The organism is Vogesella mureinivorans, assembly GCF_007644035.1.
GTDB lineage: Bacteria > Pseudomonadota > Gammaproteobacteria > Burkholderiales > Chromobacteriaceae > Vogesella > Vogesella mureinivorans.
Window position 1 is genome coordinate 168,471 of the sequence record NZ_VMTV02000291.1, and the last position, 21,474, is coordinate 189,944.

Below are 21,474 nucleotides of genomic sequence, written 5' to 3' on the forward strand. Positions count from 1 at the left end.
GTGCCAGCACCGCACAAAAAAAGCCGCCCAGTAGGCGGCTTTTTTACGCTGGCGATAGCTTAATTCACTTTTTAGCCTGCGGCTTGCGCGGCTTGGCCTTGGCTGCAGCCTTGGGCGGTACCGGCACGGCTTCGGCCGGGGCGGCGGCTTCGGCAGCATCTGCCTCCGGCTCGGCGGCTTCGGTCGCTTCTTCGCCATCATGCTTGCCCGTCACGCCAGCAAACCACGACGGCGCCTTGAGCTCGTCCAGCGTCAGCACGTTGGCCGCAGTGGGCACCACGGTGAACACCGGCTGGCCGTGGTTGCGCACGGCCATCTGCGTACGCAGGGTCATGCTGAAACCCGTCAGCTTGGGAACACGCAGCGTGCGCTGCTCTTCCATGGCCAGCAGCTTGGCCTGGCTATCCACCAGCAGCTCGGTCTGGCTGTCAGATGCCAGCTCGCCCTGCGTCTTGGCCACCTCCTCGGACAGCTTGTCAGCCAGTGCCTGCACCTCCTTGCTGGCACTGTAGCGCTTCACGCGGGCGGCCACTTCTTGCAGCATGACACGGCCCAGCTGCGCATCGGCGGCCGGGTCCAGCGTGAGGCGGATGCGATAGCTGGCGCCCTTCTGGCGGTCGCTCTCGCTCAGCGGCTGGAAGGTAAACGCTTTTTTGTCCACCGCGGAGTATGCCTCGCGAATGATCAGCGGCAGGTCGCGCATCACGGCATCCACCGGGATATCCGCTACCTTATCCTGCGGCACATTGAGCTTCAGCAGCTTGCCGTGCAGCTGTGGCAGCGCCAGGTCCAGCGCCGAGGCATCCACCCAGGCGGTCAGGGTATTCAGCTGGAACAGCATGGGCACGCGCACCCAGCTTTCCACATTGGGGCGCGCAAAGCGGAAGGTTGGCACCAGCTCGATGCGGCTGGCCGGCATGTCTACCGCGCCGCGCATGTCGAAGCTGAACGAGCGCGCCACGTCTTTTACCAGATCCGGGTTGGCCAGGCTGCCCAGCTCGGCCGGGATGTCCAGGTTGCTGATGCGCAGGGTGCCGTCAAAGTTGTAGCGCGCGTCCAGGCTGCTGTGCTGCAGGGTGTAGATGGCAGCATCGTCTGCCGTCTTGTTGGCCAGCGGCGACGTGGCGCAGCCGGCCAGCGCCAGGCTGGCCGCTACGGGCAGGCAGATTCGGGTAATAAAAGGCATGACACTCTCCAGGGCAGCAGTGCGGGCCAGGCCGCGCCACCATGACAAAAGAAAGTGCGCATCATAAAGAAGCCACCGCGCCGGCACAAGGCGCGACGGCGGGCATCCTGTACAATGATGGCCATTTCTATTGCCACCCTGCACTGCCATGAACCTGAAACACATCAAAGCCATCGCCTTCGACCTGGACGGCACCCTGGTTGATTCCATAGCCGACCTGGCCGCCAGCGCCAACGCCATGCGCCAGGCACTGGGCCTGCCACCGCTGGACGCCGAGCGCATCAAAAGCCACGTGGGCGATGGTGTCGCCAGCCTGGTGCACCGTGCCATCACCGACGACAAAGACGGCCAGGCCGACGAAGCGCTGTGGGCGCAAGGCTTTACGCTGTTTATCCAGCACTACCGCGCCAACCTCACCACCCACACCCGCATGTACCCCGGCGTGGCAGAAAGCCTGAACCTGCTGCGCAGCCTGGAGCTGCCGCTGGTGGTGATTACCAACAAATCGCACCGCCTGGCCGTGCCGCTGCTGGCCGAGCTGGGCATCGATACGGCCTTCAGCATGATTCTGGGCGGCGACAGCCTGGCCGAGAAAAAACCGTCGGCGCTGCCGCTGCTGCACGCCGCCGCCGTACTGAACGTGAAGCCGCAAGAGATGATCATGGTCGGCGACTCGGAAAACGACATCCTGTGTGCCAACAAAGCCGGTGCACTGGCGGTGGCGGTAAGCTACGGCTACCGCGATGCGGCCAAGCTGGGTGCCGACCTGGTAGTAGACAGCCTGGTAGACCTGTTTGCCCTGCTGAAAAAATCGGCCGACCCGCACGCCAACGTGCGCATGTAATGCTGCAGCGCCGCGCCGCCTGTACGGCGGCCGGCTTTTGCGACACAATAGCCCCGCATACCGACAACATTCCCCCGCTGCCGACATCATGAAATTCCTGCCCAATCGTGCCAGCTGGCGATGGCAAAGCCCAGCCCGCCGCCGCTCATCCCACGAACCGAACTGACACCATTGGACACCCGCATGACACCGCAAGCTTTCAACGAGCTGGCCCAGGCCGGCTATAACCGCATCCCCGTTACCCTCGAACTGTTCGCCGACCTGGACACCCCGCTGTCGGTGTACCTGAAGCTGGCCAACCAGCCCTACTCCTACCTGCTGGAATCGGTCGTGGGCGGCGAGCGCTCGGGCCGCTACTCGTTCATCGGCCTGCCAGCCACCACGCGTATCCGCGTGCAAGGCCACAGCGTGCAGGTGGAATACGGTGACAAAGTCATCGAGCGCTACGAAGGCAACCCGCTGACCTTTATCGAAGAATTCAGCCAGCGCTTCAACACCCCGCCTATCGACGGCCTGCCGCGCTTTACCGGCGGCCTGGTGGGCTACTTTGGCTACGACACCGTGCGCTACGTAGAGCGCCGCCTGGCGGCCACGCAAAAGCCCGACCCGGTAGGCACGCCCGATATTTTGCTGATGCTGTCCGAAGAGCTGGCTGTGGTCGACAACCTGTCAGGCAAGCTCTACCTGGTGGTGTACGCCGACCCGGCGGTGCCCAACGCCCTGCCCAAGGCCAATGCCCGCCTGGCGCAGCTGCGCGCCCGCCTGCGCGACAACGTAGCCATTCCGCTGTCGCTGCCGTCCACCGCCACCGCCGCGCAGAGCGAATACGGCGAAGAAGCCTTCAAGCGCGACGTCGCCAACGCCAAAAACTACATTCTGGACGGCGACATCATGCAGGTGGTGCTGGCCCAGCGCATGAGCATGCCGTTCAGCGACTCGCCGCTGTCGCTATACCGTGCGCTGCGCAGCCTGAACCCGTCGCCGTACATGTTCTTCTACCACTTTGACGACTTCCACGTGGTAGGCGCCTCGCCGGAGATCCTGGTGCGCCGCGAAAACGACACCGTGACCGTGCGCCCCATCGCCGGCACCCGCCCGCGCGGCAAGACCCGTGAAGAAGACCAGGCGCTGGCAGAAGACCTGCTGGCCGACCCGAAAGAAATCGCCGAGCACGTGATGCTGATGGACCTGGGCCGCAACGACGTTGGCCGCGTGGCCGATACCGGCAGCGTGAAGATCACCGACAATATGGTGATCGAGCGCTACTCGCACGTGATGCACATCGTGTCCAGCGTAGAAGGCACGGTCAAACCGGACGTGTCCAATATCGACATCCTGAAAGCCACCTTCCCGGCCGGCACCCTGTCCGGCGCGCCAAAGGTGCGCGCCATGGAAATCATCGACGAGTTCGAGCCCACCAAACGTGGCGTGTACGGCGGCGCCGTTGGCTACCTGGGCTTTACCGGCGACATGGACCTGGCCATTGCCATCCGCACGGCCGTGATCAAGAACGAGGTGCTGTACGTGCAGTCTGGCGCGGGCGTGGTGGCCGACTCGGTACCGCAGTCGGAATGGGAAGAAACACAAAACAAGGCCCGCGCCGTGGTGCGCGCCGCCCAGCTGGTGCAAAGCGGCCTGGACGCCTGACAGCACAGCGCTGCGGCCAACCTTTTCCCAGCCCGCCATTGGCGGGCTTTTTCATGGCTCAGGCCTCGCCCGCTACCGGCTGCTTGCGCTGCGCCAGCCAGTCCTGCAGCTGCGGTGGCGCCATGGGCCGGCCGTAGAAATAGCCCTGCACCTCGTCGCAGCGCAGCGCGTGCAGCTGGGCCAGCTGGCTGGCGGTTTCCACGCCTTCGGCAATGGTGACAAAGCCCAGCGAGCGCGACAGGCTGATGATGGCTTCGATAATGGCCGCCCCGCGCGGGTCGTTGTCCAGGTCCAGGATAAAGCTGCGGTCGATCTTGAGCCGGTCTATCGGGAAGCGGCGCAGGTAGTTCAGCGACGAATACCCGGTACCGAAATCGTCTATCGACAAACGCACGCCCAGCGCGTGCAAGCGCTCCATCACCAGCAAGGCATCGTCCGGGTTGTCCAGCACCACGCTTTCGGTCAGCTCCAGCTCCAGGCAGGCCGGGGCCACCCCGGCGTCGGCCAGGTACTGTGCGGCCTGCTGCACCAGCCCCGGCTGGCGGAACTGCAGGGCAGACAGGTTCACCGCCACCTGCGGCACCGCCACCCCGGCGGCGTGCCATGCGGCCAACTGGCCGATCGCCTCGCGCATCACCCAGGCCCCTAGCGGCACAATCAGGCCGCTTTCCTCGGCCAGCGGGATGAACTCGCCCGGCGACACCATGCCCAGCGTGGGGTGCTGCCAGCGCACCAGCGCCTCTACCCCCACCAGCCGGCCATCCAGCGTGCACTGCGGCTGGTAGTGCAATAGCAGCTGCTGGTTGTCCAGCGCGCTGCGCAGGTCGGATTCCAGCTTGAGGCGGCTAACCGTGCGCTGCTGCATATGCTGCGCAAAGAAACGGAAGGTATTGCGCCCTTCGTCTTTGGCGCGGTACATGGCCGCATCGGCACAGCGCAGCAGCACCTCCAGCGTGTCGCCGTCGGTGGGGGCCATGGCAATGCCAATGGATGGCGTCACCACCATATCGTAGCCGGCAATCTCGTAAGGCTGCCCCAGGGTCGCCAGTACGTGTTCGGCCCAGTGCGCCGCCTCTGGCGCCGTGGTTTCCGGCAGCAGCACAATGAATTCGTCGCCGCCCAGCCGCGACAGCGTATCGCGCTCGCGCACACAGCGGGCCAGCCTGCGGCCAACCTCTTGCAATAGCTGGTCGCCTACGCTGTGGCCCAGGGTGTCGTTAATGTTCTTGAAGCGGTCCAGGTCGATGAACATCAGCGCCAGGCTGGTACCGTTGCTACGCATGGCGGATAGCGCCAGACCGGCGTGGTCGCTTAGCAGTGCGCGGTTGGCCAGGCCGGTAAGGCTGTCGTAGTAGGCCAGGCGGCGGATATAGGCTTCGGATTCTTTCTGGCTGCTGATGTCGCTGAACACGCTGATGTAGTGGCTGATCTGGCCGTCTTCGCCACGCACGCTGGAAATGGACTGCCACTCGGGAAACACGCCGCCGTCCTTGCGCCGGTTCCAGATTTCGCCCTGCCAGTAGCCGTGCTCGTCGATGTCTTGCCACATGCGCTGGTAAAACGCCTGGTCCTGGCTACCCGACGACAGCAGGCTGGGGCGCTGCCCGCGCACGTCTTCCAGGCTATAGCCGGTAATGCGCGTAAAGGCTGCGTTCACATCCACAATACGCTGCTGGCCGTCGGTGATGAGGATGCCGTTATGCGCGGCGGCCATCACGCGTGCCCATAGCTGCAGCGCGCCCTCGTCGCGGTGGCGCTGGCTAATGTCGCGCGACACCATGATGCAGGTTTCGCTACCGTTGGCCGCCACCTTGCGTGCGGCCGACAGCTCGAACCAGTGCGGGCCGTCGGGCAGCAGCAGCATGATCTGCTTGCCGCTGGATTCGCCGTGGCACAGCGCCTCGACAATCACGCTGTGAATAATGGCCGCCTGCTCTGCCGGCATGGCCTCGTGCACGTGCTTGCCCAGCAGGTATTCGCGTGGCGAGACCAGCTTGTCGCTGGCGGTATGCGACCACACTTGCAGGTAGCGCCCGTCGGCGCTCATTTCAAACAGCAGGTCGGGAATGGCCTGCAGCAGCGCCTCTTGCTCCTTGGCCAGGTTGCTGGCGCGACGCTCGCGCTCGGCCAGCTCGCCCAGCGTGTGCTGCAGCTGCCGCTGCATGGTGTTGAATGCCTCGCACACGGCGCGCGTTTCGCTTACCCCTTGCAAAGGCAGCACGGGGGCGTGGCCCTGCTGCGCCAGCTGCAGCGCCGCGGCCTGCAGGTTGGCCAGCGGGCGCGCCACGTACAGCCACACCAGCAGGTACAGCACCAGTAGCAGGCAGCACAGCATGACGCAGGGCAGCACAAAGCTTTGCTGCAGCCGGCTGCGCTCCAGCGCCAGCTGCGGCCCCAGGTCGTAGGCCAGCACCACCATGCCTTTGCGCACGCCGCGCAGCTCCTGGTCTTCCTGGTCGGGCACCGACACCGCCAGATACAGGTACTGCTTGTCGTAATCGGGGTGCAGGATGGCCAGGCTATGCTGCCAGGCCTGCTGCAACAGGCCGGCGGGCAGACCTGGCAGGGTATCGATGCTGCGGCCAACGTCTTGCTGCTGCATGGCGTGGGCGATCAGCCCGCGGCTATTGGCCACCACGGCCTGCGCCAGGCGGGCATCGGTCGCCAGCAGCATCAGCTCTTCACTCACACGTAGCGGGCCAGACTGCGACAGCTCCTGCAGCAGGTGGTAGGCGTCTTTCTGCGCCACCAGGCTGGCGTCACGGAAGGCTTGCTGCCTGCGGCCCTGCTCGGCCACACCGTAGGCACCCGCCAGGGTAAGCAGCAGGAAAAACAGCACCACCATGGGCAGCAGGCTTTTCAGGGACAAGCGCATTACCGCCCCCCTTCCACAAAATCCGGCACCGCCAGACGGCCTAGCTGTACCGGTTTGGGCAGCAGGCCGGCACGCGACATCACATTGGCCAGGTTACGGGCTTCGTCGTCCAGCCGCCCGCCTAGCCAGCGCAGGTTTTCCTGCCGCCCCGGCAGGCGCAGCCCGGCAAATATCGGCGTCAGCTCGGCGTGATTCACCCCCATCTGCGCGGCCATATAGGCATAGGCTTCAGCGCGCTGGCGGCTGAATTTGTCCAGCATGGCAAAGTGGCTATCCACCAGCGCCTGCAAGGCCTGACGAGTGTTTAGCAAGGCATCTTCGCGCACGGCCAGCACATCCACGATACGCCCGGGGATATCGGCGCTACTGAACAGCACGCGCGCGCCCCCCGCACGCAGGCGGCTGGCCTGCGGCTCCATGGTGACCAGCGCATCGACACTGCCAAAGTCAAACGCGGCTTCGTGCTGGTCCAGCAGCAGCGGTACGGGTATCACCTGCTCACGGCTCAGGCCGGCACGCTGCAGCATGGCGTCCAGCATTACCGCCCCCACGGCACTGGCTTCCACGCCAATACGGCGGCCCGCCAGCTGGCCCAGGCTGGTAATACTGCTACGTGCCAGCACCACGTCGCCGCCGTGCGACACATCCAGCACGGCAATTACTTTTAGCGGAATGCCCTCGGCCAGCGCGCTGATGACCTCATCCAGCGTCAGGCAGGCACCATCCAGCATGCCGGCACTGAGCGCCCGCAGGCTGCTGGTAGACGAACTGATGTGCAGCAGGCGTACCTGCTTGCGGTTCAGCACATGGGTATCGGCAGCCCAGGAAATAAACAGATAGCCTGGCCAGCCGTTACTGCCGATGCGCAGCAGTGGCTCTGGCGTACTGCAGCCAGCCAGTGCCAGCGCGGCAAGGCCGGCTTGCAGCAGCTGGCGGCGGCTGAGGGGGCAGGATCGTGGCGGGTAAGCGTTCATACGGCCAAAACCAGTGGATATTTAGTAAATCATACTTAATAACCATAATGTTTCTATAGGTATTACAGAAAAGACTGCGCCACATCACATTCGCGTCACCCTGTGTGTAGCCACTGGCGCAATACAGGCTGCACCTGGGCCAGCGCCGGGCCGGATAACAAGGCAATGCCCTGTGCTTGTGCCCGGGCTGCTTCGCTGTCGGTAGCCGGGTACAGCGTGGCCAGCATGGCGTGGGCGTGCAGGCCGCCCAGGCTGGCAGCACTATCGAGCTTGAACAGCTTATCCAGCCCGATGCCGCGCTGGTGCAGCGCGGTGGGCGCCGTGGTTTTGCACTCCACCAGGTAGAGCTGGTTATTGCACAAGATCGCCACGTCGTATTCGTTGGCTACGCCGTCGTGTACCACCTTCACCCCTACCGCCGCATCACTGATGGGCAAGGTTGGCCGCAGCGCCGCTACCTGCGACAGCAGCCACACCTCCAGCCAGCCACCGCCCAGAAAAAAGCGCACCGAGGCGTCGTGGCAGCGCACGTGGCCAGCCTGATCGATATCTACCAGGCCGCAGCTGGCCAGCCAGTGGCGCAGCGCCCGCTCGCCGCGCGGCAAGGGTTGGCGGCTGTACTGGCGGGCATCCAGGTCTGTGCACAAGCGGTTCAGCAGCGACAGCGCCGCCGGGCGCTGCGCGGCCAGCTGGGCCAGGCCGGCAGCCAGCGCTTCCAGCCGCTGCGGGCGCTGGGCCAGGCGGTAATGGATGTGCTCGATACGGCTACCGTACAGCGCAAAGTAGGCCGCCAGCGTCAGGCCATCGGCAATATCAGCGCCGGTGCGCAGGCCGGTGTGCTCGCCGCCCAGCAGCCAGATCAGGCGGTCGCTGTGCGGGGCAATGCTCATCAGCGGCAGCTGGCGCTCGCGCGCCAGGTCGTAGGCCAGCGCCGCCTGCACCGGCGACGCGGCGCTGATATTAAACGCCACCGCCCCCTGCGCCAGTACGGCCAACTGCTGGCGCAGCGCCAGCGGCTGGGTATCGGCCGCCAGCGTTACCACATTGGCCGGCAGGTGCAGGCTGCGGCACACCCCGGCGATATCGGTAGCCAGCCCCAGCTCGCTGCGGTGGCACAGCAGGCTGACCTGGCTCACGCCAAAGCGGCGGTCCAGTGCGGGGGTGATGATGTCGCTTTCTACACGGTTTACAAAAGCCAGCAGGTGCATGGCGAAACCCCATTAAAAATTGGCTAGCACACCAGTACGACCACTGCATGCTGCCATGGCTGTTGTTTTTGGCCGAACATAGCCCTCAACCAGTCGATGTTTCTACCCAGGATGCTTGACGCGGTAGGACGGCAATCCTACTTTAAAACCTAACTAGGATGACAATCCTAAACAATGACTGACATTCAGGACGAACACACCGTGGCAAACACGCTGCCACTGATAAAACACCAGCGTGAAAACCTGCTGCCATGCATGGCAGACAAGGCAAGCCGGCCCCGGATGCCGCTACACGCCAACCGAAACAAATAGAAAGCCCGCACATGAAAGACAAATCCACGCGCGACTATATTGTCGAGGCGGCAGACCAGCTGTTTTACCGGCAGGGCTACCAGCACACCTCATTCACCGACATTGCCGATGCGGTGAAAATTTCGCGCGGCAACTTTTACCATCATTTCAAAACCAAGGACGACATCCTCGCAGCCGTGATCGACTACCGGCAGCAAGGCACCCAGGCCATGCTAGCGCAATGGACCGCCGCGTCTGAAACACCCCAGGCCCGTATCCACGCATTCATCTGCATGCTCACCGCCAACCGCACGCAGATCATGCTGTCCGGCTGCCCGGTCGGCACGCTCTGCGCCGAGTTGGCCAAGCTTGGGCACCCGGCACAAGATCAGGCCAATGCCCTTTTCTCTCTGTTTCGTGGCTGGCTACGCGAGCAGTTCCATGCACTTGGCAGGCAAGTCGATGCGGACGATCTGGCCATGCATGCCTTGATGCGCAGCCAAGGCATTGCCACCCTGGCCCACGCTTTCAAGGACGAACTCTTTGTAGAGCGCGAAGTCACGCAGTTTTTTGCCTGGCTGGAGCGCTGCCTGGCCGAACCGCCAGACAAGGCAACACCCTGAAACCCCACCAGAAAGGATGACGACATGTTTATCGTACTGCTCAGGTTTTCCGACAACAAGGCACAGGCGGCGTCATGGCTGGCGGCACATCGTGCCTGGCTGGAACGTGGTTTCGACGATGGCGTTTTTCTGTTGGCGGGCAGCCTGGAAACCAACCAGGGCGGCGCGATGCTGGCACACCAGACCACACGCGAGCAGCTGGCCGAACGATTGGCCGCCGACCCCTTCGTACAGGCTGGTATCGTGACCACCGAGGTCATGTCGATAAACCCAGGCAAAACCGCCGACACACTGTCTTTCTTGCTGGCCTAGGCATGGCTATTCAGCAGAGGAGCCCAACGGGATGAACGACACGATCAAAGGTGCCGATGGCAAGGCACGCTGCCGGTGGAGTATGGCGGCCCCTGAATTTCTGGCCTATCACGATCAGGAATGGGGGCAAGCCGTTGCCAACGACCAGCATCTGTTTGAAAAACTCTGCCTGGAGTGCTTCCAGTCGGGGCTGAGCTGGCGCACCATCCTGGCCAAACGGGACAACTTTCGCCAGGCCTTCCACCATTTCGACATGGCGCGCATTGCCCGCTACACCGAGCAGGACATGGCACGTTTACTGCAGGATGAAGGCATCGTCCGGCACCGTGGCAAGATCGCAGCAGTGATCAACAATGCCCGCTGCGCCCTGGAGCTTATCGAAAAAGAAGGCTCGCTGGCAGCCTTTGTCTGGCGATACGCGCCGCCGCCGGGCAGCTTGCACCCGCCGCAATCGGCATCTACCTCCAGTGAATCCATAGCCCTGGCAAAAGAGCTCAAAAAGCGCGGCTGGCAATTCATCGGCCCCACAACAGCTTATGCCTTCATGCAAGCCATGGGTCTGGTCAATGACCACGCCCTCGATTGTGCATTTCGCGCCGAAACCGAAGAAGCCCGGCTGCGCTGCATGGCACAGCTCGGATCCGCCCCGGCCTAGTACCGGGCAACGATCATGTCATGCGTAACAGGTAGTGGCTAGACACAAAAATGCGGCCAACCCCTTGGTAGCACAGGGTTGGCCGCAGCGCGCGGGAGAGGTGCCTTAGCGCAGGAAAGCCAGCGCCGGTACGCGGCGCAGCAGCAGCCAGTCCAGCGCCAGGATGGCGACAAACGACAGGCCTACCAGCGGGAAGGCCAGCCCCAGCGCCAGCATGATCAGCAGCGCGCCTCTCCACAGCGGGGTATCCGGTGCGTCGGCCGGTGCACCCAGGCGGCCTGCGGGCTTGCGCAGCCACCACATCACCAGGCCGCTGATGCTGCTGATGAGCACCAGCAGGCAGATGGCCGCCATCAGCAGCTGGTTGGCCAGGCCAAAGAACTTGCCTTCGTGAATCACCACGCCAAACTCCACCGCCTTGGGCACCAGCGCGTAGTCCCGGAAGCGGATATCCGCCAGCACCTTGCCGCTGTACTGGTCTATGTGCAGCGTGGCTTCGTTACGCGGGTCGTTCGGGAACACCGACACGGTAAACACGCCCTCGTCGCCATCCGGCAGCGCAATGTTGTAGCCCAGCACCACGCCACGGGCCTTGGCCGTATCCACCACCTGCTGCAGCGCAATCTGTGGGGTAGCTGCCTGCGGGGTGGCGCCTTTGTGCGCGGCGTGCGGGTCGGTGGATTTGGGCAGCGGGCTAGGCTCTACCGCCCACGGCACGATTTTTTCTTCGGTGCTGTTCAGGCTGATGGCTTTTTTGTCCGACTTGGGCACGTCGTCCCACATCTGCGCCGGGAACTGGCTCCACACCGCAGCAAATTTTTCGCCCCAGTAGCCGGTCCAGGTCAGGCCGGACAACAGCATGAACAGCAAAAAGATAGCGCCCCAGAAGCCGGTAACGGCGTGAATATCACGCCAGAAGGCCCGGCCGCCGGCGCTGAAGCGCGGCCAGAACACCGCCAGCTTGCCGCGGCCACGCGGCCACCACAGGTACAGGCCGGACACCAGCAATACCAGCGTCCAGCTGGTGGCCAGCTCTACCAGCAGGTCGCCGTTTTTGCCCATCAGCAGCTCGCCATGCAGTTTCAGCACGATGGTTTGCAGATTGTTGTTTTCGTCCAGCGCCCCCAGCACGGTGCCCTGGTAGGGGTCCACGTACACGCCCAGTTTGGCGTCGGCAGTCTTGATGATGACCTTGGCGCTGGCGTCGGCAGCCGCCGGCGGCTGGTAACGCAGCACGCTGGCGCCGGGGTACTGCGCTTTCACCGCTGCCACCAGGTGGTCGGCCGGGTGTGCCGGCGTACTGGCAGCGGGTACGTTCAGCAGCTTGCCGTACATCAGCTGGTCCAGCTGCGGCTTGAACAGGTAAATCATGCCGGTGATGGCCAGCATGATCATGAACGGCGCCACCAGCAAACCGGCATAAAAATGCCAGCGCCAGGCCACGGTGTAATAGCGAGGGGTTTTCTTTTCGGCAACAACGGCCATGGTGGTTTCCTGCACAGGACAAAACAAGGCAGGCATTGTTAAGGTTGGCCGCACGCACCACAAGGCGGTGCGACACTATGCCGCAGGCGGCAAAACGCCGCGCTCAGGCGGCCTGCTGCGCCGCCCGGATAACCGACAGCAGCGCCGCCAGCTCGGCCAGGCCGGCCTGCCACTGCGTATGGCCGGACGCCACGTTGATATGGCCAGCCCCGCGCAGCCACACCAGCGGTGCCTGCCACAGCGCGGCCATGCGCGCGCTGCGCAGCGGCAGGCTGTACGGGTCGCTATCGCTGGCTACCACGCGGGCGGCAAACGGTAGCGCGGCCTGCGGCAGCGGGGCAAACGGCTGCAGCTGGGCCGGCGCGCTGGCGCGCTCTACATCGGCCGGGGCCACCAATAGTGCGCCGGCCAGCTTGTTGCCGTAGCGGGCGGCGTAGTGCGCAACCGTGGCGCAGCCCAGGCTGTGGGCAATCACCACCACCGGCTGCGTGGCGGCCTCTACCGCTGCGTCCAGCGCGGCCAGCCAGTCGCCCAGCTGCGGCGCGTGCCATTCATGGTTGGCCACGCGCTGCGCGCCCAGCAGCTGCTGCCAGTGGCTTTGCCAGTGCTCGGGGCCGGAGTTATTCCAGCCCGGCTGGATGATAAAGTCGAAACCGGAAAAATCGTGTGCCATGCCGCTGCTCCTGCCAATGTCATTTGCCCTTACCTTAGCAGCGCTTTTATATTTCCAAAAAGACTGATTTATTGTTTTTTTATTTCTCATGGCAATATAAACACCCCAGGCAAACGCGCCTGATCTGGTAAAATCGCCCCCTGCCTAGGTGCTTGCCCGGCTCGGCCGGCAAGTTAAACGGGAAACAGCCCCAAGCTGTGCTGCCCCCGCAACGGTGTGTTTCATCTGGCTGCCCCGCGCAGCTGCCCGGCCCCTGCGCCACTGTACCTGCCGGTACGGGAAGGCGGGCCAGTGGCGAAACCAGCCCGGATACCGGCCCAGGCCACGCTATGTGCGGCCAACTACCCTGGCCGCACGCTTTACCATGCTGCGGAGGGCGGCATGCGGCCAGCCCCCTGCCCGCCCGCCCCTGCTGTACACCGGACACACCGTGCAGCCCATATCCTCTCTTTCATCACCGCGCCAGGCCCACACTGCGCTACGCCTGCCCCCGGCCAGCCTGCTGGCCCTGCTGCTGGGCATTAGCGTGGCGACCTTGCTGCTGGCCTGCGCCAGTGGCAGCGTGGCGCTGGGCCCCGGCCAGCTCTGGCAGGTACTGCAGGGCCAGGGCGATGCGCTGGCCACCACCCTGCTGCAGCTGCGGCTGGAACGCGCGCTCACCGCCTGGATTACCGGCGCCGCGCTGGCGCTGGCCGGCCTGCTGATGCAATCGCTGCTGCGCAACCCGCTGGCCGACCCCTACGTAATGGGCGTATCCGGCGGCGCCTCGGTGGGTGCCCTGCTGGCGCTGTGGCTGGGGCTGGCCGTATGGCAGGTAGACCTGGCGGCCGTTGCCGGTGCGCTGGTGCTGTCTGGCGTGCTGTTCTGGCTGGCGCGGCGCGACTTTGGCCGCAGCAGCGGCACCGTACTGCTGCTACTGACCGGCGCGCTGCTGTCTACCGCCTGCGGCGCGGTGATTTCGCTGCTGCTCACCATTGCGCAAGACAACCAGCTGCGCGGCATGGTGTTCTGGCTGGTGGGCGATATCTCCGGCACGCCGCTACGGCCGTGGCCGTGGCTGGTGCTGCTGCCGGCCATGCTGCTGGCCTGGTGGCAGGCCCCTGCCATCAACCTGCTGGCGCTGCACGGCGACCACGCCGCCACGCTGGGCGTGCCGCTGGCGCGCCTGCGCCGCCTGCTGCTACTGCTGGCGGCCAGCCTGACCGCCACCGCCGTTAGCCAGGGGGGCAGCATCGGCTTTGTCGGCCTGATGGTGCCGCACGCCTGCCGCCTGGTGTGCGGGCCCAACCTGCGCCTGCTGATCCCCGCGTCCATCCTGGCCGGCGCCAGCCTGCTGGTACTGGCCGACACCCTGGCGCGCACCGTGGTGGCCCCCATGCAGCTGCCGGTGGGCATTCTTACCGCGCTGCTGGGCGTACCGGTGCTGTTCTGGCAGCTGTCGCGCACACGCCGGAGACTGGCATGATGCTGCACACAGACAAACTCAGCATCCTGCAAGGCCAGCGTCACCTGCTGCACCAGCTGGGCTGGCAGGTACAGGCCGGCGAAGTATGGTGGCTGGCCGGGCGCAACGGCTGCGGCAAAAGCACGCTGCTGGCTACGCTGGCCGGGCTGCGCGCCCCCGCACAGGGCAGCATCAGCCTGTGCGGCCAACCTTTAGGCACCACCGCGCCGCGCCTGCGCGCCCAGCGCATGGCGCTGCTGCCACAGGCCAGCCACGACGCCTTCGACTACGCCGTGATCGACGCGGTGGCCGCGGCGCGCTACCCGTGGCCGGACGACGGCCACAACCCCGGCCGCATTGCCGCCGCGCTGAACGCCTTCGACCTGGCCCGCCTGGCCGAGCGCCCGCTGCAGGCCCTGTCCGGCGGCGAGCGCCAGCGCGTGGCGCTGGCCAGCGTGATGGCGCAAGACGCCCCGCTGATCCTGCTGGACGAGCCCACCAATTCGCTGGATCTGGCGCACCAGGCCGCCCTGCAAGTACAGATACGCCGCTGGCAGGCAGAGGGCAAAGCCGTCGTCGTGGTAAGCCACGACCTGCAGTTTGCCCCTGCCATCGCCAGCCATGCCCTGCTGCTGGATGGCGCCGGCGGCCACAGCCAGCACCCCCTGGCCCAGCTCAGCGCCACCCACCTGGCAGAGGTACTGGGCTACCCGCTTACCCGCATCACCCACGCAGGCCACCCCTGCTTTTTACCCGGACACAGCACATGAGCCACACCGACGACCAAGGCCGCACCGAGCGCCACAACGCCCGCATGGCACGCAAAAAAGAAATCATGGACGCCCGCATTGCCGCCGCCGACGAGCACCGCGGCGTGTTTATCGTGAATGCCGGTAACGGCAAAGGCAAAAGCTCCAGCGGCCTGGGCATGGTGATGCGCGCGCTGGGCCACGACATGCAGGTAGGCGTGGTGCAATTCATCAAAGGCGCCATGGAAACCGGCGAAGAGCGCTTCCTGCGCCGCTTCCCCGAGCAGGTGCAGTTCCACGCCATGGGCGAGGGCTACACCTGGAACACGCAAGACCGCGAACGCGACGTAGCCCGCGCCACCGAAGCCTGGGCCAAAGCGCGCGAAATGCTGCAAAACCCGGCCATTGGCCTGGTACTGCTGGACGAGCTGAACATCGCACTGAAATACAAATACCTGGACGTAGAGCAAGTGCTGGACGACATCCTGGCACGCCCGCTGCACCAGCACGTTATCGTCACAGGCCGTGGCGTACCGGACGCGGTGGTAGAAGCCGCCGACACCGTCACCGACATGACGCTGGTCAAACACGCCTTCGCTGCCGGCATCGCCGCCCAGCCCGGCGTGGAGTGGTAGGCACCGGTTGCCAGATTGCCGCCACGGCATTCTTTCGCCACGGAATACACGGAAAACACAGAAAAAAGCCACCGGCCGCGACCCAGCCAGGTGCTAACCAACGCGGCGTTTGACGTATTTTCCGTGGATTCGGTGGCCAAAAAGAATGGATTAGCCACGGGCGATACCGAATACCAGTGCCTACCAGCAGGCCGGGCTTCGACGACAACCGTCTTTAGTCCGTGCCTTCTGTGCATTCCGTGGCAAATAAAGTTTTTCTCTGATACGCCTTACAAAGAAAGCCCCATGAGCTGCAAAGCCCTTCTGCTGTCCGCCATCGCCTCCGGCCAGGGCAAAACCACCGTCACCGCCGCCCTGGCCCGCCGCCTGGTGCGCGACGGCTACCGCGTGCGCGTGTTCAAAACCGGGCCGGACTTCATCGACCCGCTGCTGCTGGCCGCCGCCAGCGGTGGCACGGTAGACGTGCTGGACCTGTGGATGTGCACCGAAAGCCAGTGCCGCAGCCTGCTGGCACAAGCCGCCGCCGAAGCCGACTACGTGCTGATAGAAGGCGTGATGGGCCTGTACGACGGCCAGCCTTCCAGCGCCGACCTGGCAAAACAATTTGGCGTGCCGGTACTGGCCGTGCTGGACTGCAGCGCCATGGTGGGCACCGCGCTGGCCATTGCCCGCGGCCTGCGCGACCACGGCCAGCTGCCGTGGGCCGGCCTGCTGGCCAACCGCGTCGCCAGCCAGGGCCACGCCGACATGATTCGCGCCTGCGGCACACCAGACTTGCCAGTAGTGGGCTGCCTGCCACGCCAGGCCGAATCGCTACCGGAGCGCCACCTCGGCCTGCACCTGCCTAGCGACCTGCCAGACCTGGCCGCCAGGCTGGACGCGCTGGCCGACGCGCTGCAGCTGGACCACGCCGTGCTGGCCGCCCTGCCAGACTTTGCGCCAGACGCCGCGCCTGCGGCAGCGCTGCCGCCGCTGCTGGCCGGTAAAACCATCGCCGTGGCGCACGATGCGGCCTTTGCCTTTGTCTATGCGGCCAACCTGCGCACGCTGCAGGGCATGGGCGCGCGCATCGCCACCTTCTCGCCGCTGGCTAACGACCCCATTCCGGCCGACGCCGACGCGCTGTGGCTGCCCGGCGGCTACCCCGAGCTGCACGGCGCCACGCTGGCGGGCAACGCGCGCTGGCTGGCCAGCGTGCAAGCCTTTGCCGCCGCCGGCAAACCGGTATGGGCAGAATGCGGCGGCATGATGGCGCTGACCGAACAGCTGCACGACACCCAGGGCCAGGCGCACCGCATGGCGGGCATCCTGCCGGGTAGCGTCAGCATGACCGCCAAGCTGGCCGGGCTGGGCAGCCAGGGTTGGCCGCACCCCGCCGGCGAGCTGCGCGGCCACACCTTTCATTACTCGCAGTTCACCACCCCGCTGCCTGCCGCCGCCACCTGCCAGCGCAAAGCCGGCGGCAGCCCGGGCGAGGTGGTGTACCGCCACGGCAGCGTGCAGGCCAGCTACTTTCACGCCTACTTTGCCAGCCAGCCCGCCGCCGCCGCTGCGCTGTTCCTGCCGGGGGCAACATGCTAGGCACCAGCCTGCTGCTGGCCGCCGGCCTGCTGGCCGACCGCCTGCTGGGCGAGCCCACACGCTACCACCCGCTGGTGGGCTTTGGCCATGCGGCCAACCTGCTAGAAAAACGCCTGAACGTTGGCCGCAGCCGCCTGCTGCGCGGCGCTTTTGCCTGGGCGCTGCTGGTGCTACCGCTGCCGCTACTGCTGGCCTGGCTAATGGCGCAGCTGCCCACACTGGCCGCCACCGTGCTGAGCGTGGCGGTGCTGTACTTTACGCTGGGCCGCCAGAGCCTGATCGACCACACCCGCCCCATTGCCGACGCGCTGCTGCAGGGCAAGCTGGCCGAGGCGCGGGCGCTGACCGCGCGCATTGTCAGCCGTGACCTGAGCCAGGCCGACGACAGCGCCATCACCCGCGCCGCTACCGAGTCGCTACTGGAAAACGGCCACGACGCCGTATTCGGCGCGCTGTTCTGGTTTGCCGTGGGCGGCGCACCAGCAGCGCTGGCCTACCGCCTGGCCAACACGCTGGACGCCATGTGGGGCTACCGTAACGACCGCTTCGAGCGCTTTGGCAAAACCGCCGCCCGCGCCGACGACGTGCTGGGCTACGTGCCCTCGCGCCTCACCGCGCTGGCCTACGCCTTGGCCGGCAATACGCGGCTGGCGCTGGCCAGCTGGCGCCGCCAGGCCCCGCTGTGGGATAGCCCCAACGCCGGGCCGGTGATGGCCGCCGGTGCTGGCGCGCTGGGCGTACAGCTGGGCGGCGCCGCCGTCTACCACGGCCAGCTGGAAGCGCGGCCCGCGCTAGGCGCAGGCCCGGCCCCGCGCGCTGGCGACATCCGCCGCGCCGCGCAGCTGATGGACCGCGCCATCGTGCTGTGGCTGCTATTGGCGCTGCCGCTATGAATGACACCTTGACACTGCGCGTGGCGCAAGCACACGAATTTGCCGCCCTGCGCGCACTGTTGCACGCCGCTGTGCACCAGCTGGCGTACCGTCATTACAATGCAGCGCAATGCGCAGCATGGGCACCTGCGCAGTACGATGCCGAGGCTTGGCAGCAACGGCTGGCGGCCAACCCGCCGTGGGTAGCCTGCGTCGGCGACACCCTCGCCGGCTTCATCGACCTGCACCCGGACGGGCTGATCGACCTGTGTTTCGTCCACCCGCAGTTTGCCGGGCGCGGCGTTGGCAGCGGCTTGCTACAGCATGTGCTGACACAGGCCGCCGCCAGGGCGCTGCCGCGCTTGCACGCCGACGTCAGCCTCTGCGCCGAAGCGCTGTTTACCCGCCACGGCTTTGTGGTAACGCAACGGCAAAGCGTGAGCCTGCGCGGGCAAACCTTCGCCAACGCCCGCATGGAAAGGCCCATCCCATGAGCGCCCTGCGCCCCGTCCACGGTGGCAACCTGCTGCAAGCCGTGGCCCGCTTTGGCGGCACGCCCGAGCAATGGCTGGATTTGTCCGCCGCGCTGAACCCGCAGCCCTACCCGGCCGCAGCCACCGACCCCGCGCTGTGGTACACACTGCCGCAGCCGGACGCCGCCCTGCACGCCGCCGCCTGCGCCTACTACGGTGCGGCCAAGCTGTTGCCGGTAGCGGGTAGCCAGGCCGCCATCCAGGCGCTGCCACGGCTGCGTGCGCCCGGTAGCGTGGCGGTGGCGCACCCCAGCTACGCCGAGCACGGCTGGCGCTGGGCCCGCGCCGGCCACCAGGTAGCCCGCTACCCGCACGCCGATCTGGCGGCGCAAGCGGGCCAGGTGGACGTGCTGATCCTGTGCAACCCCGACAACCCCAGCGGCCAACGTTGGCCGCAACACGCTGTGCTGGCCATGGCGGCGGCGCAGGCGGCACGTGGCGGCTGGCTGGTGGTGGACGAGGCGTTTGCCGATGTGACGCCCGAGCTGTCCGTGACCACACACGCGGCCACGCAGCCCGGCCTGGTGGTGCTGCGCAGCCCCGGCAAGTTCTTTGGCCTGGCTGGTTTGCGGCTTGGCTTTGTCGCTGCCGCAGGCGACATCCTGCAGGCGCTGGACGACGAGCTGGGGCCGTGGACCATCCCCGCGCCGGTGGCGCGCATCGCTAGCGCCGCGCTGGCCGACACCGCCTGGCAAGCCGCCGCACAGCAGCAGTTGGCCGCTGGCCACACCCGCCTGACCGCGCTGCTGCAGGCGCACGGCCTGCCGGCTGATGGCTGCCACTTGTTTGCCGGTGGCGCCACCACACACGCCGACGCCTTGCAACAACACCTGGCGCGGCACCACATCTGGTGCCGCCTGTTTACCGACCCGCAGCCCCGCTTCCGTCTGGGGCTGCCCGCCAGCGAGGCGCACTGGCAGCGCCTAGCCGCCGCGCTGGCCAGCTTTGCACCGGATACCTTATGAAACCCATCGCCCTTGCCCTGGCCTGCACCCTGGCGCTGCCCGCCGTGGCTGCCAGCGCCGCGCCGATTACCGTTACCGACGACCAGGGCCAAACACTCACCCTGCCCGCCCCGGCCAAACGCGTGATCAGCCTGGCGCCGCACGTGACCGAGCTGGTCTACGCCGCCGGTGGCGGCAGCCGGCTGATTGCCGCCGACGCCAACAGCAACTACCCGCCCGCCGCACAAAACCTGCCGCAGGTGGGCAGCTTTCGCGGTATCGATATCGAACGCGTGATTGCCGCCAAGCCCGATTTGCTGATTGTGTGGCTGCACGGCCCGGCCGAAAAACAGCTGGCGCAGCTGAAGGCGCTGGGCATCCCCATGTATTACAGCGAGCCCAAGCACCTGGCCGACATCCCCGCCAGCCTGCGCAAGCTGGGTACCCTGCTAGGTAGCAGTGCCGCCGCCGAGCAAAGCGCCCGCCAGTTTGATACCGAGCTGGCCGCGCTGCGCCGCCAGTACGCCGGCAAGCCCAAGCTGCGCGTGTTTTATCAGGTGTGGCACAAGCCGCTGTACACGCTAAGCGGCCAGCACATCGTGAACGACGCCATCGAGCTGTGCGGCGGCCAGAACATTTTTGCCCAGCTGCCCATCCCCGCCCCGGTGGTGAGCGAAGAATCGGTCATTGCGGCCAACCCGCAGGTGATGCTGGCCGCCGGCATGAAAAAACAAGACGACCTGCAGGCGCGCTGGGCCGGCATCAACGCCATTGCCGCCGTGCAGTACAAGCAGCAATACCAGATCGACAGTGACATCCTGAACCGCCCCACCCCGCGCTTCCTGCAAGGCACCCGCGCCGTGTGCCGCAGCCTGGACGCCGCACGGGCGGTCTACGCGAAAGTAAAACCATGATCCACACCACACCGCACTACCACCGCATTGCCTGCCTGTGTACCGAGGCGGTAGAAACCCTGTACCTGCTGGGCGCAGAAGACCTGATCGCAGGCATCTCCGGCTTTACCGTCTACCCGCCCGAGGCCCGCCAGCAAAAACCCAAAATCAGCGGCTTTTCCAGCGGCAAGCTGGAAAAAATCATGGCGGTGGCGCCCGACCTGGTGGTGGGTTATTCCAGCCTGCAAAACGATATGCTGAAAGAAGTGGCCGAAGCCGGCGTGGATATCCTGCACTTCAACCACCACAGCGTAGACGGCGTGCTGCGCATGGTGCGCGTGCTGGGTAGCCTTACCGGCCGCCGCCACGCCGCCGAGCTGCTGTGCGAGCAGCTGGAAGGCCAGATCAGCGCCGCCCGCCTGGAAACCGCCGCGCGCGACGCCGCCGGCCTGCCGCGCCCGCTGGTGTATTTCGAAGAATGGCACGACCCCATCATCAGCGGCATCGGCTGGGTGGGCGAGCTGATTGCGCTGGCCGGCGGGCGCGACGCCTTTGCCGAGCTGGCCGGCCACGCCCGCGCCAAACAGCGCATCATAGCCGACCCGCAAACCGTGATCGACCGCCAGCCAGACCTGATGGTAGGCAGCTGGTGCGGCAAGCGCTTCCGCCCAGAGACGGTCGCCCAGCGCGAAGGCTGGCAAAACGTACCAGCGGTGCGCAACGCCGAGCGCGGCCATATTATCGAAATCAAATCCGCCGACATCCTGGCCCCCGGCCCCACGCTCATCAGCCGTGGCCTGCCGCAGCTGCAGGCGCTGATCCGCCAGTGGCACGAAGACCGCGCCGGCTAACGGCGCTTTGGCCACGAAGCGGTGAGTAAAAAACTCGGCCACGAACACCACGAAAAGCACGAAAAAAGATGAAAGCCGTGTGCGCCCAGGTATTTGCCTGAAACGGTTTGCGCTGGCCACTCTGCTGCCATACCAGCGACAACCAACGCACCCGTTTTATTTTCGTGTTTTTTCGTGGTTTTAGTGGCTAATGCCTTTA

The 21,474-nt window shown here is 65.7% G+C and carries 20 protein-coding genes and 1 riboswitch; of the genes, 14 read left to right on the forward strand and 6 right to left on the reverse strand.

The genetic code is table 11. The annotated features are described in order from the left end of the window. Window positions 1–64: 64 nt before the first annotated feature. Complete coding sequence (locus FLQ44_RS09230; protein ID WP_147694142.1) at window positions 65–1,186, reverse strand: hypothetical protein; 1,122 nt, start codon at window positions 1,184–1,186, stop codon at window positions 65–67. A gap of 148 nt (window positions 1,187–1,334) precedes the next feature. On the opposite strand from FLQ44_RS09230, the gene FLQ44_RS09235 reads away from it, so the two are divergent. Both FLQ44_RS09235 and trpE read left to right on the forward strand, forming a co-directional pair. Further along, complete coding sequence (locus FLQ44_RS09235) at window positions 1,335–2,030, forward strand: phosphoglycolate phosphatase (RefSeq protein ID WP_147694143.1); 696 nt, start codon at window positions 1,335–1,337, stop codon at window positions 2,028–2,030. 183 nt (window positions 2,031–2,213) lie between these two features. Next, window positions 2,214–3,677 (forward strand): anthranilate synthase component I, encoded by a 1,464-nt coding sequence (gene trpE / locus FLQ44_RS09240; RefSeq protein ID WP_147694144.1) that lies wholly within the window; start codon window positions 2,214–2,216, stop codon window positions 3,675–3,677. Window positions 3,678–3,735: 58 nt separating this feature from the next. Here the strand turns inward: trpE and FLQ44_RS09245 are convergent, their stop codons facing one another. The 3 genes from FLQ44_RS09245 to FLQ44_RS09255 all read right to left on the reverse strand — a co-directional run bounded on the left by FLQ44_RS09245 (window position 3,736) and on the right by FLQ44_RS09255 (window position 8,734). Next, on the reverse strand, window positions 3,736–6,552 hold the full coding sequence (locus FLQ44_RS09245; protein WP_147694145.1) for a putative bifunctional diguanylate cyclase/phosphodiesterase: 2,817 nt from the start codon (window positions 6,550–6,552) through the stop codon (window positions 3,736–3,738). Continuing rightward, complete coding sequence (locus tag FLQ44_RS09250; protein ID WP_147694146.1) at window positions 6,552–7,526, reverse strand: ABC transporter substrate-binding protein; 975 nt, start codon at window positions 7,524–7,526, stop codon at window positions 6,552–6,554. Before FLQ44_RS09250 ends, FLQ44_RS09245 begins: the two co-directional genes overlap by 1 nt. A 95-nt stretch (window positions 7,527–7,621) precedes the next feature. After that, window positions 7,622–8,734: a Card1-like endonuclease domain-containing protein gene (locus tag FLQ44_RS09255; protein ID WP_147694147.1), complete on the reverse strand. Its 1,113-nt coding sequence runs from the start codon at window positions 8,732–8,734 to the stop codon at window positions 7,622–7,624. Window positions 8,735–9,057: 323 nt separating this feature from the next. Here FLQ44_RS09255 and FLQ44_RS09260 point away from each other — a divergent pair, with 323 nt between their 5' ends. The 3 genes from FLQ44_RS09260 to FLQ44_RS09270 are packed head-to-tail and all read left to right on the forward strand — an operon-like array spanning window position 9,058 to window position 10,615. Next, entirely contained in the window at window positions 9,058–9,648 is a 591-nt protein-coding gene (locus FLQ44_RS09260; RefSeq protein WP_147694148.1) for a TetR/AcrR family transcriptional regulator, read from the forward strand. Window positions 9,649–9,672: 24 nt separating this feature from the next. Continuing rightward, a complete protein-coding gene (locus tag FLQ44_RS09265; protein ID WP_147694149.1) occupies window positions 9,673–9,960 on the forward strand; it encodes a YciI family protein in 288 nt (95 codons plus the stop codon). Between the two features lie 31 nt (window positions 9,961–9,991). After that, window positions 9,992–10,615: a DNA-3-methyladenine glycosylase I gene (locus tag FLQ44_RS09270; protein ID WP_147694150.1), complete on the forward strand. Its 624-nt coding sequence runs from the start codon at window positions 9,992–9,994 to the stop codon at window positions 10,613–10,615. A gap of 105 nt (window positions 10,616–10,720) precedes the next feature. On the opposite strand, the gene FLQ44_RS09275 is transcribed toward FLQ44_RS09270, so the two are convergent. Next, entirely contained in the window at window positions 10,721–12,100 is a 1,380-nt protein-coding gene (locus FLQ44_RS09275; protein WP_147694151.1) for a PepSY-associated TM helix domain-containing protein, read from the reverse strand. 103 nt (window positions 12,101–12,203) lie between these two features. Then, window positions 12,204–12,773 (reverse strand): RBBP9/YdeN family alpha/beta hydrolase, encoded by a 570-nt coding sequence (locus FLQ44_RS09280; protein ID WP_147694152.1) that lies wholly within the window; start codon window positions 12,771–12,773, stop codon window positions 12,204–12,206. Window positions 12,774–12,902: 129 nt separating this feature from the next. Beyond that, a riboswitch (cobalamin riboswitch) is annotated at window positions 12,903–13,108 on the forward strand. A 95-nt stretch (window positions 13,109–13,203) separates the two neighbouring features. On the opposite strand from FLQ44_RS09280, the gene FLQ44_RS09285 reads away from it, so the two are divergent. The 9 genes from FLQ44_RS09285 to FLQ44_RS09325 all read left to right on the forward strand — a co-directional run bounded on the left by FLQ44_RS09285 (window position 13,204) and on the right by FLQ44_RS09325 (window position 21,275). Next, on the forward strand, window positions 13,204–14,238 hold the full coding sequence (locus FLQ44_RS09285; RefSeq protein ID WP_206208777.1) for a FecCD family ABC transporter permease: 1,035 nt from the start codon (window positions 13,204–13,206) through the stop codon (window positions 14,236–14,238). After that, window positions 14,235–14,987 carry an ABC transporter ATP-binding protein gene (locus FLQ44_RS09290; protein ID WP_147694154.1) on the forward strand — a complete coding sequence of 251 codons (753 nt, stop codon included), beginning with the start codon at window positions 14,235–14,237 and terminating at the stop codon, window positions 14,985–14,987. Before FLQ44_RS09285 ends, FLQ44_RS09290 begins: the two co-directional genes overlap by 4 nt. Further along, window positions 14,984–15,601: a cob(I)yrinic acid a,c-diamide adenosyltransferase gene (gene cobO / locus FLQ44_RS09295; protein ID WP_147694155.1), complete on the forward strand. Its 618-nt coding sequence runs from the start codon at window positions 14,984–14,986 to the stop codon at window positions 15,599–15,601. Before FLQ44_RS09290 ends, cobO begins: the two co-directional genes overlap by 4 nt. 285 nt (window positions 15,602–15,886) lie before the next feature. Then, window positions 15,887–17,182: a cobyrinic acid a,c-diamide synthase CobB gene (locus FLQ44_RS09300; protein WP_147694156.1), complete on the forward strand. Its 1,296-nt coding sequence runs from the start codon at window positions 15,887–15,889 to the stop codon at window positions 17,180–17,182. Continuing rightward, a complete protein-coding gene (gene cbiB, locus FLQ44_RS09305; protein WP_147694157.1) occupies window positions 17,176–18,075 on the forward strand; it encodes an adenosylcobinamide-phosphate synthase CbiB in 900 nt (299 codons plus the stop codon). The genes FLQ44_RS09300 and cbiB overlap by 7 nt, the downstream gene beginning before the upstream one ends. Further along, entirely contained in the window at window positions 18,072–18,548 is a 477-nt protein-coding gene (locus FLQ44_RS09310; RefSeq protein WP_147694158.1) for a GNAT family N-acetyltransferase, read from the forward strand. The genes cbiB and FLQ44_RS09310 overlap by 4 nt, the downstream gene beginning before the upstream one ends. Then, window positions 18,545–19,552: a threonine-phosphate decarboxylase CobD gene (gene cobD, locus FLQ44_RS09315; protein WP_147694159.1), complete on the forward strand. Its 1,008-nt coding sequence runs from the start codon at window positions 18,545–18,547 to the stop codon at window positions 19,550–19,552. Before FLQ44_RS09310 ends, cobD begins: the two co-directional genes overlap by 4 nt. Further along, the gene (locus FLQ44_RS09320; RefSeq protein ID WP_147694160.1) at window positions 19,549–20,445 is read left to right on the forward strand and encodes a cobalamin-binding protein; all 897 of its coding nucleotides are present in this window, start codon (window positions 19,549–19,551) and stop codon (window positions 20,443–20,445) included. The genes cobD and FLQ44_RS09320 overlap by 4 nt, the downstream gene beginning before the upstream one ends. After that, the gene (locus FLQ44_RS09325) at window positions 20,442–21,275 is read left to right on the forward strand and encodes an ABC transporter substrate-binding protein (protein WP_147694161.1); all 834 of its coding nucleotides are present in this window, start codon (window positions 20,442–20,444) and stop codon (window positions 21,273–21,275) included. Before FLQ44_RS09320 ends, FLQ44_RS09325 begins: the two co-directional genes overlap by 4 nt. Window positions 21,276–21,474: the final 199 nt, after the last annotated feature.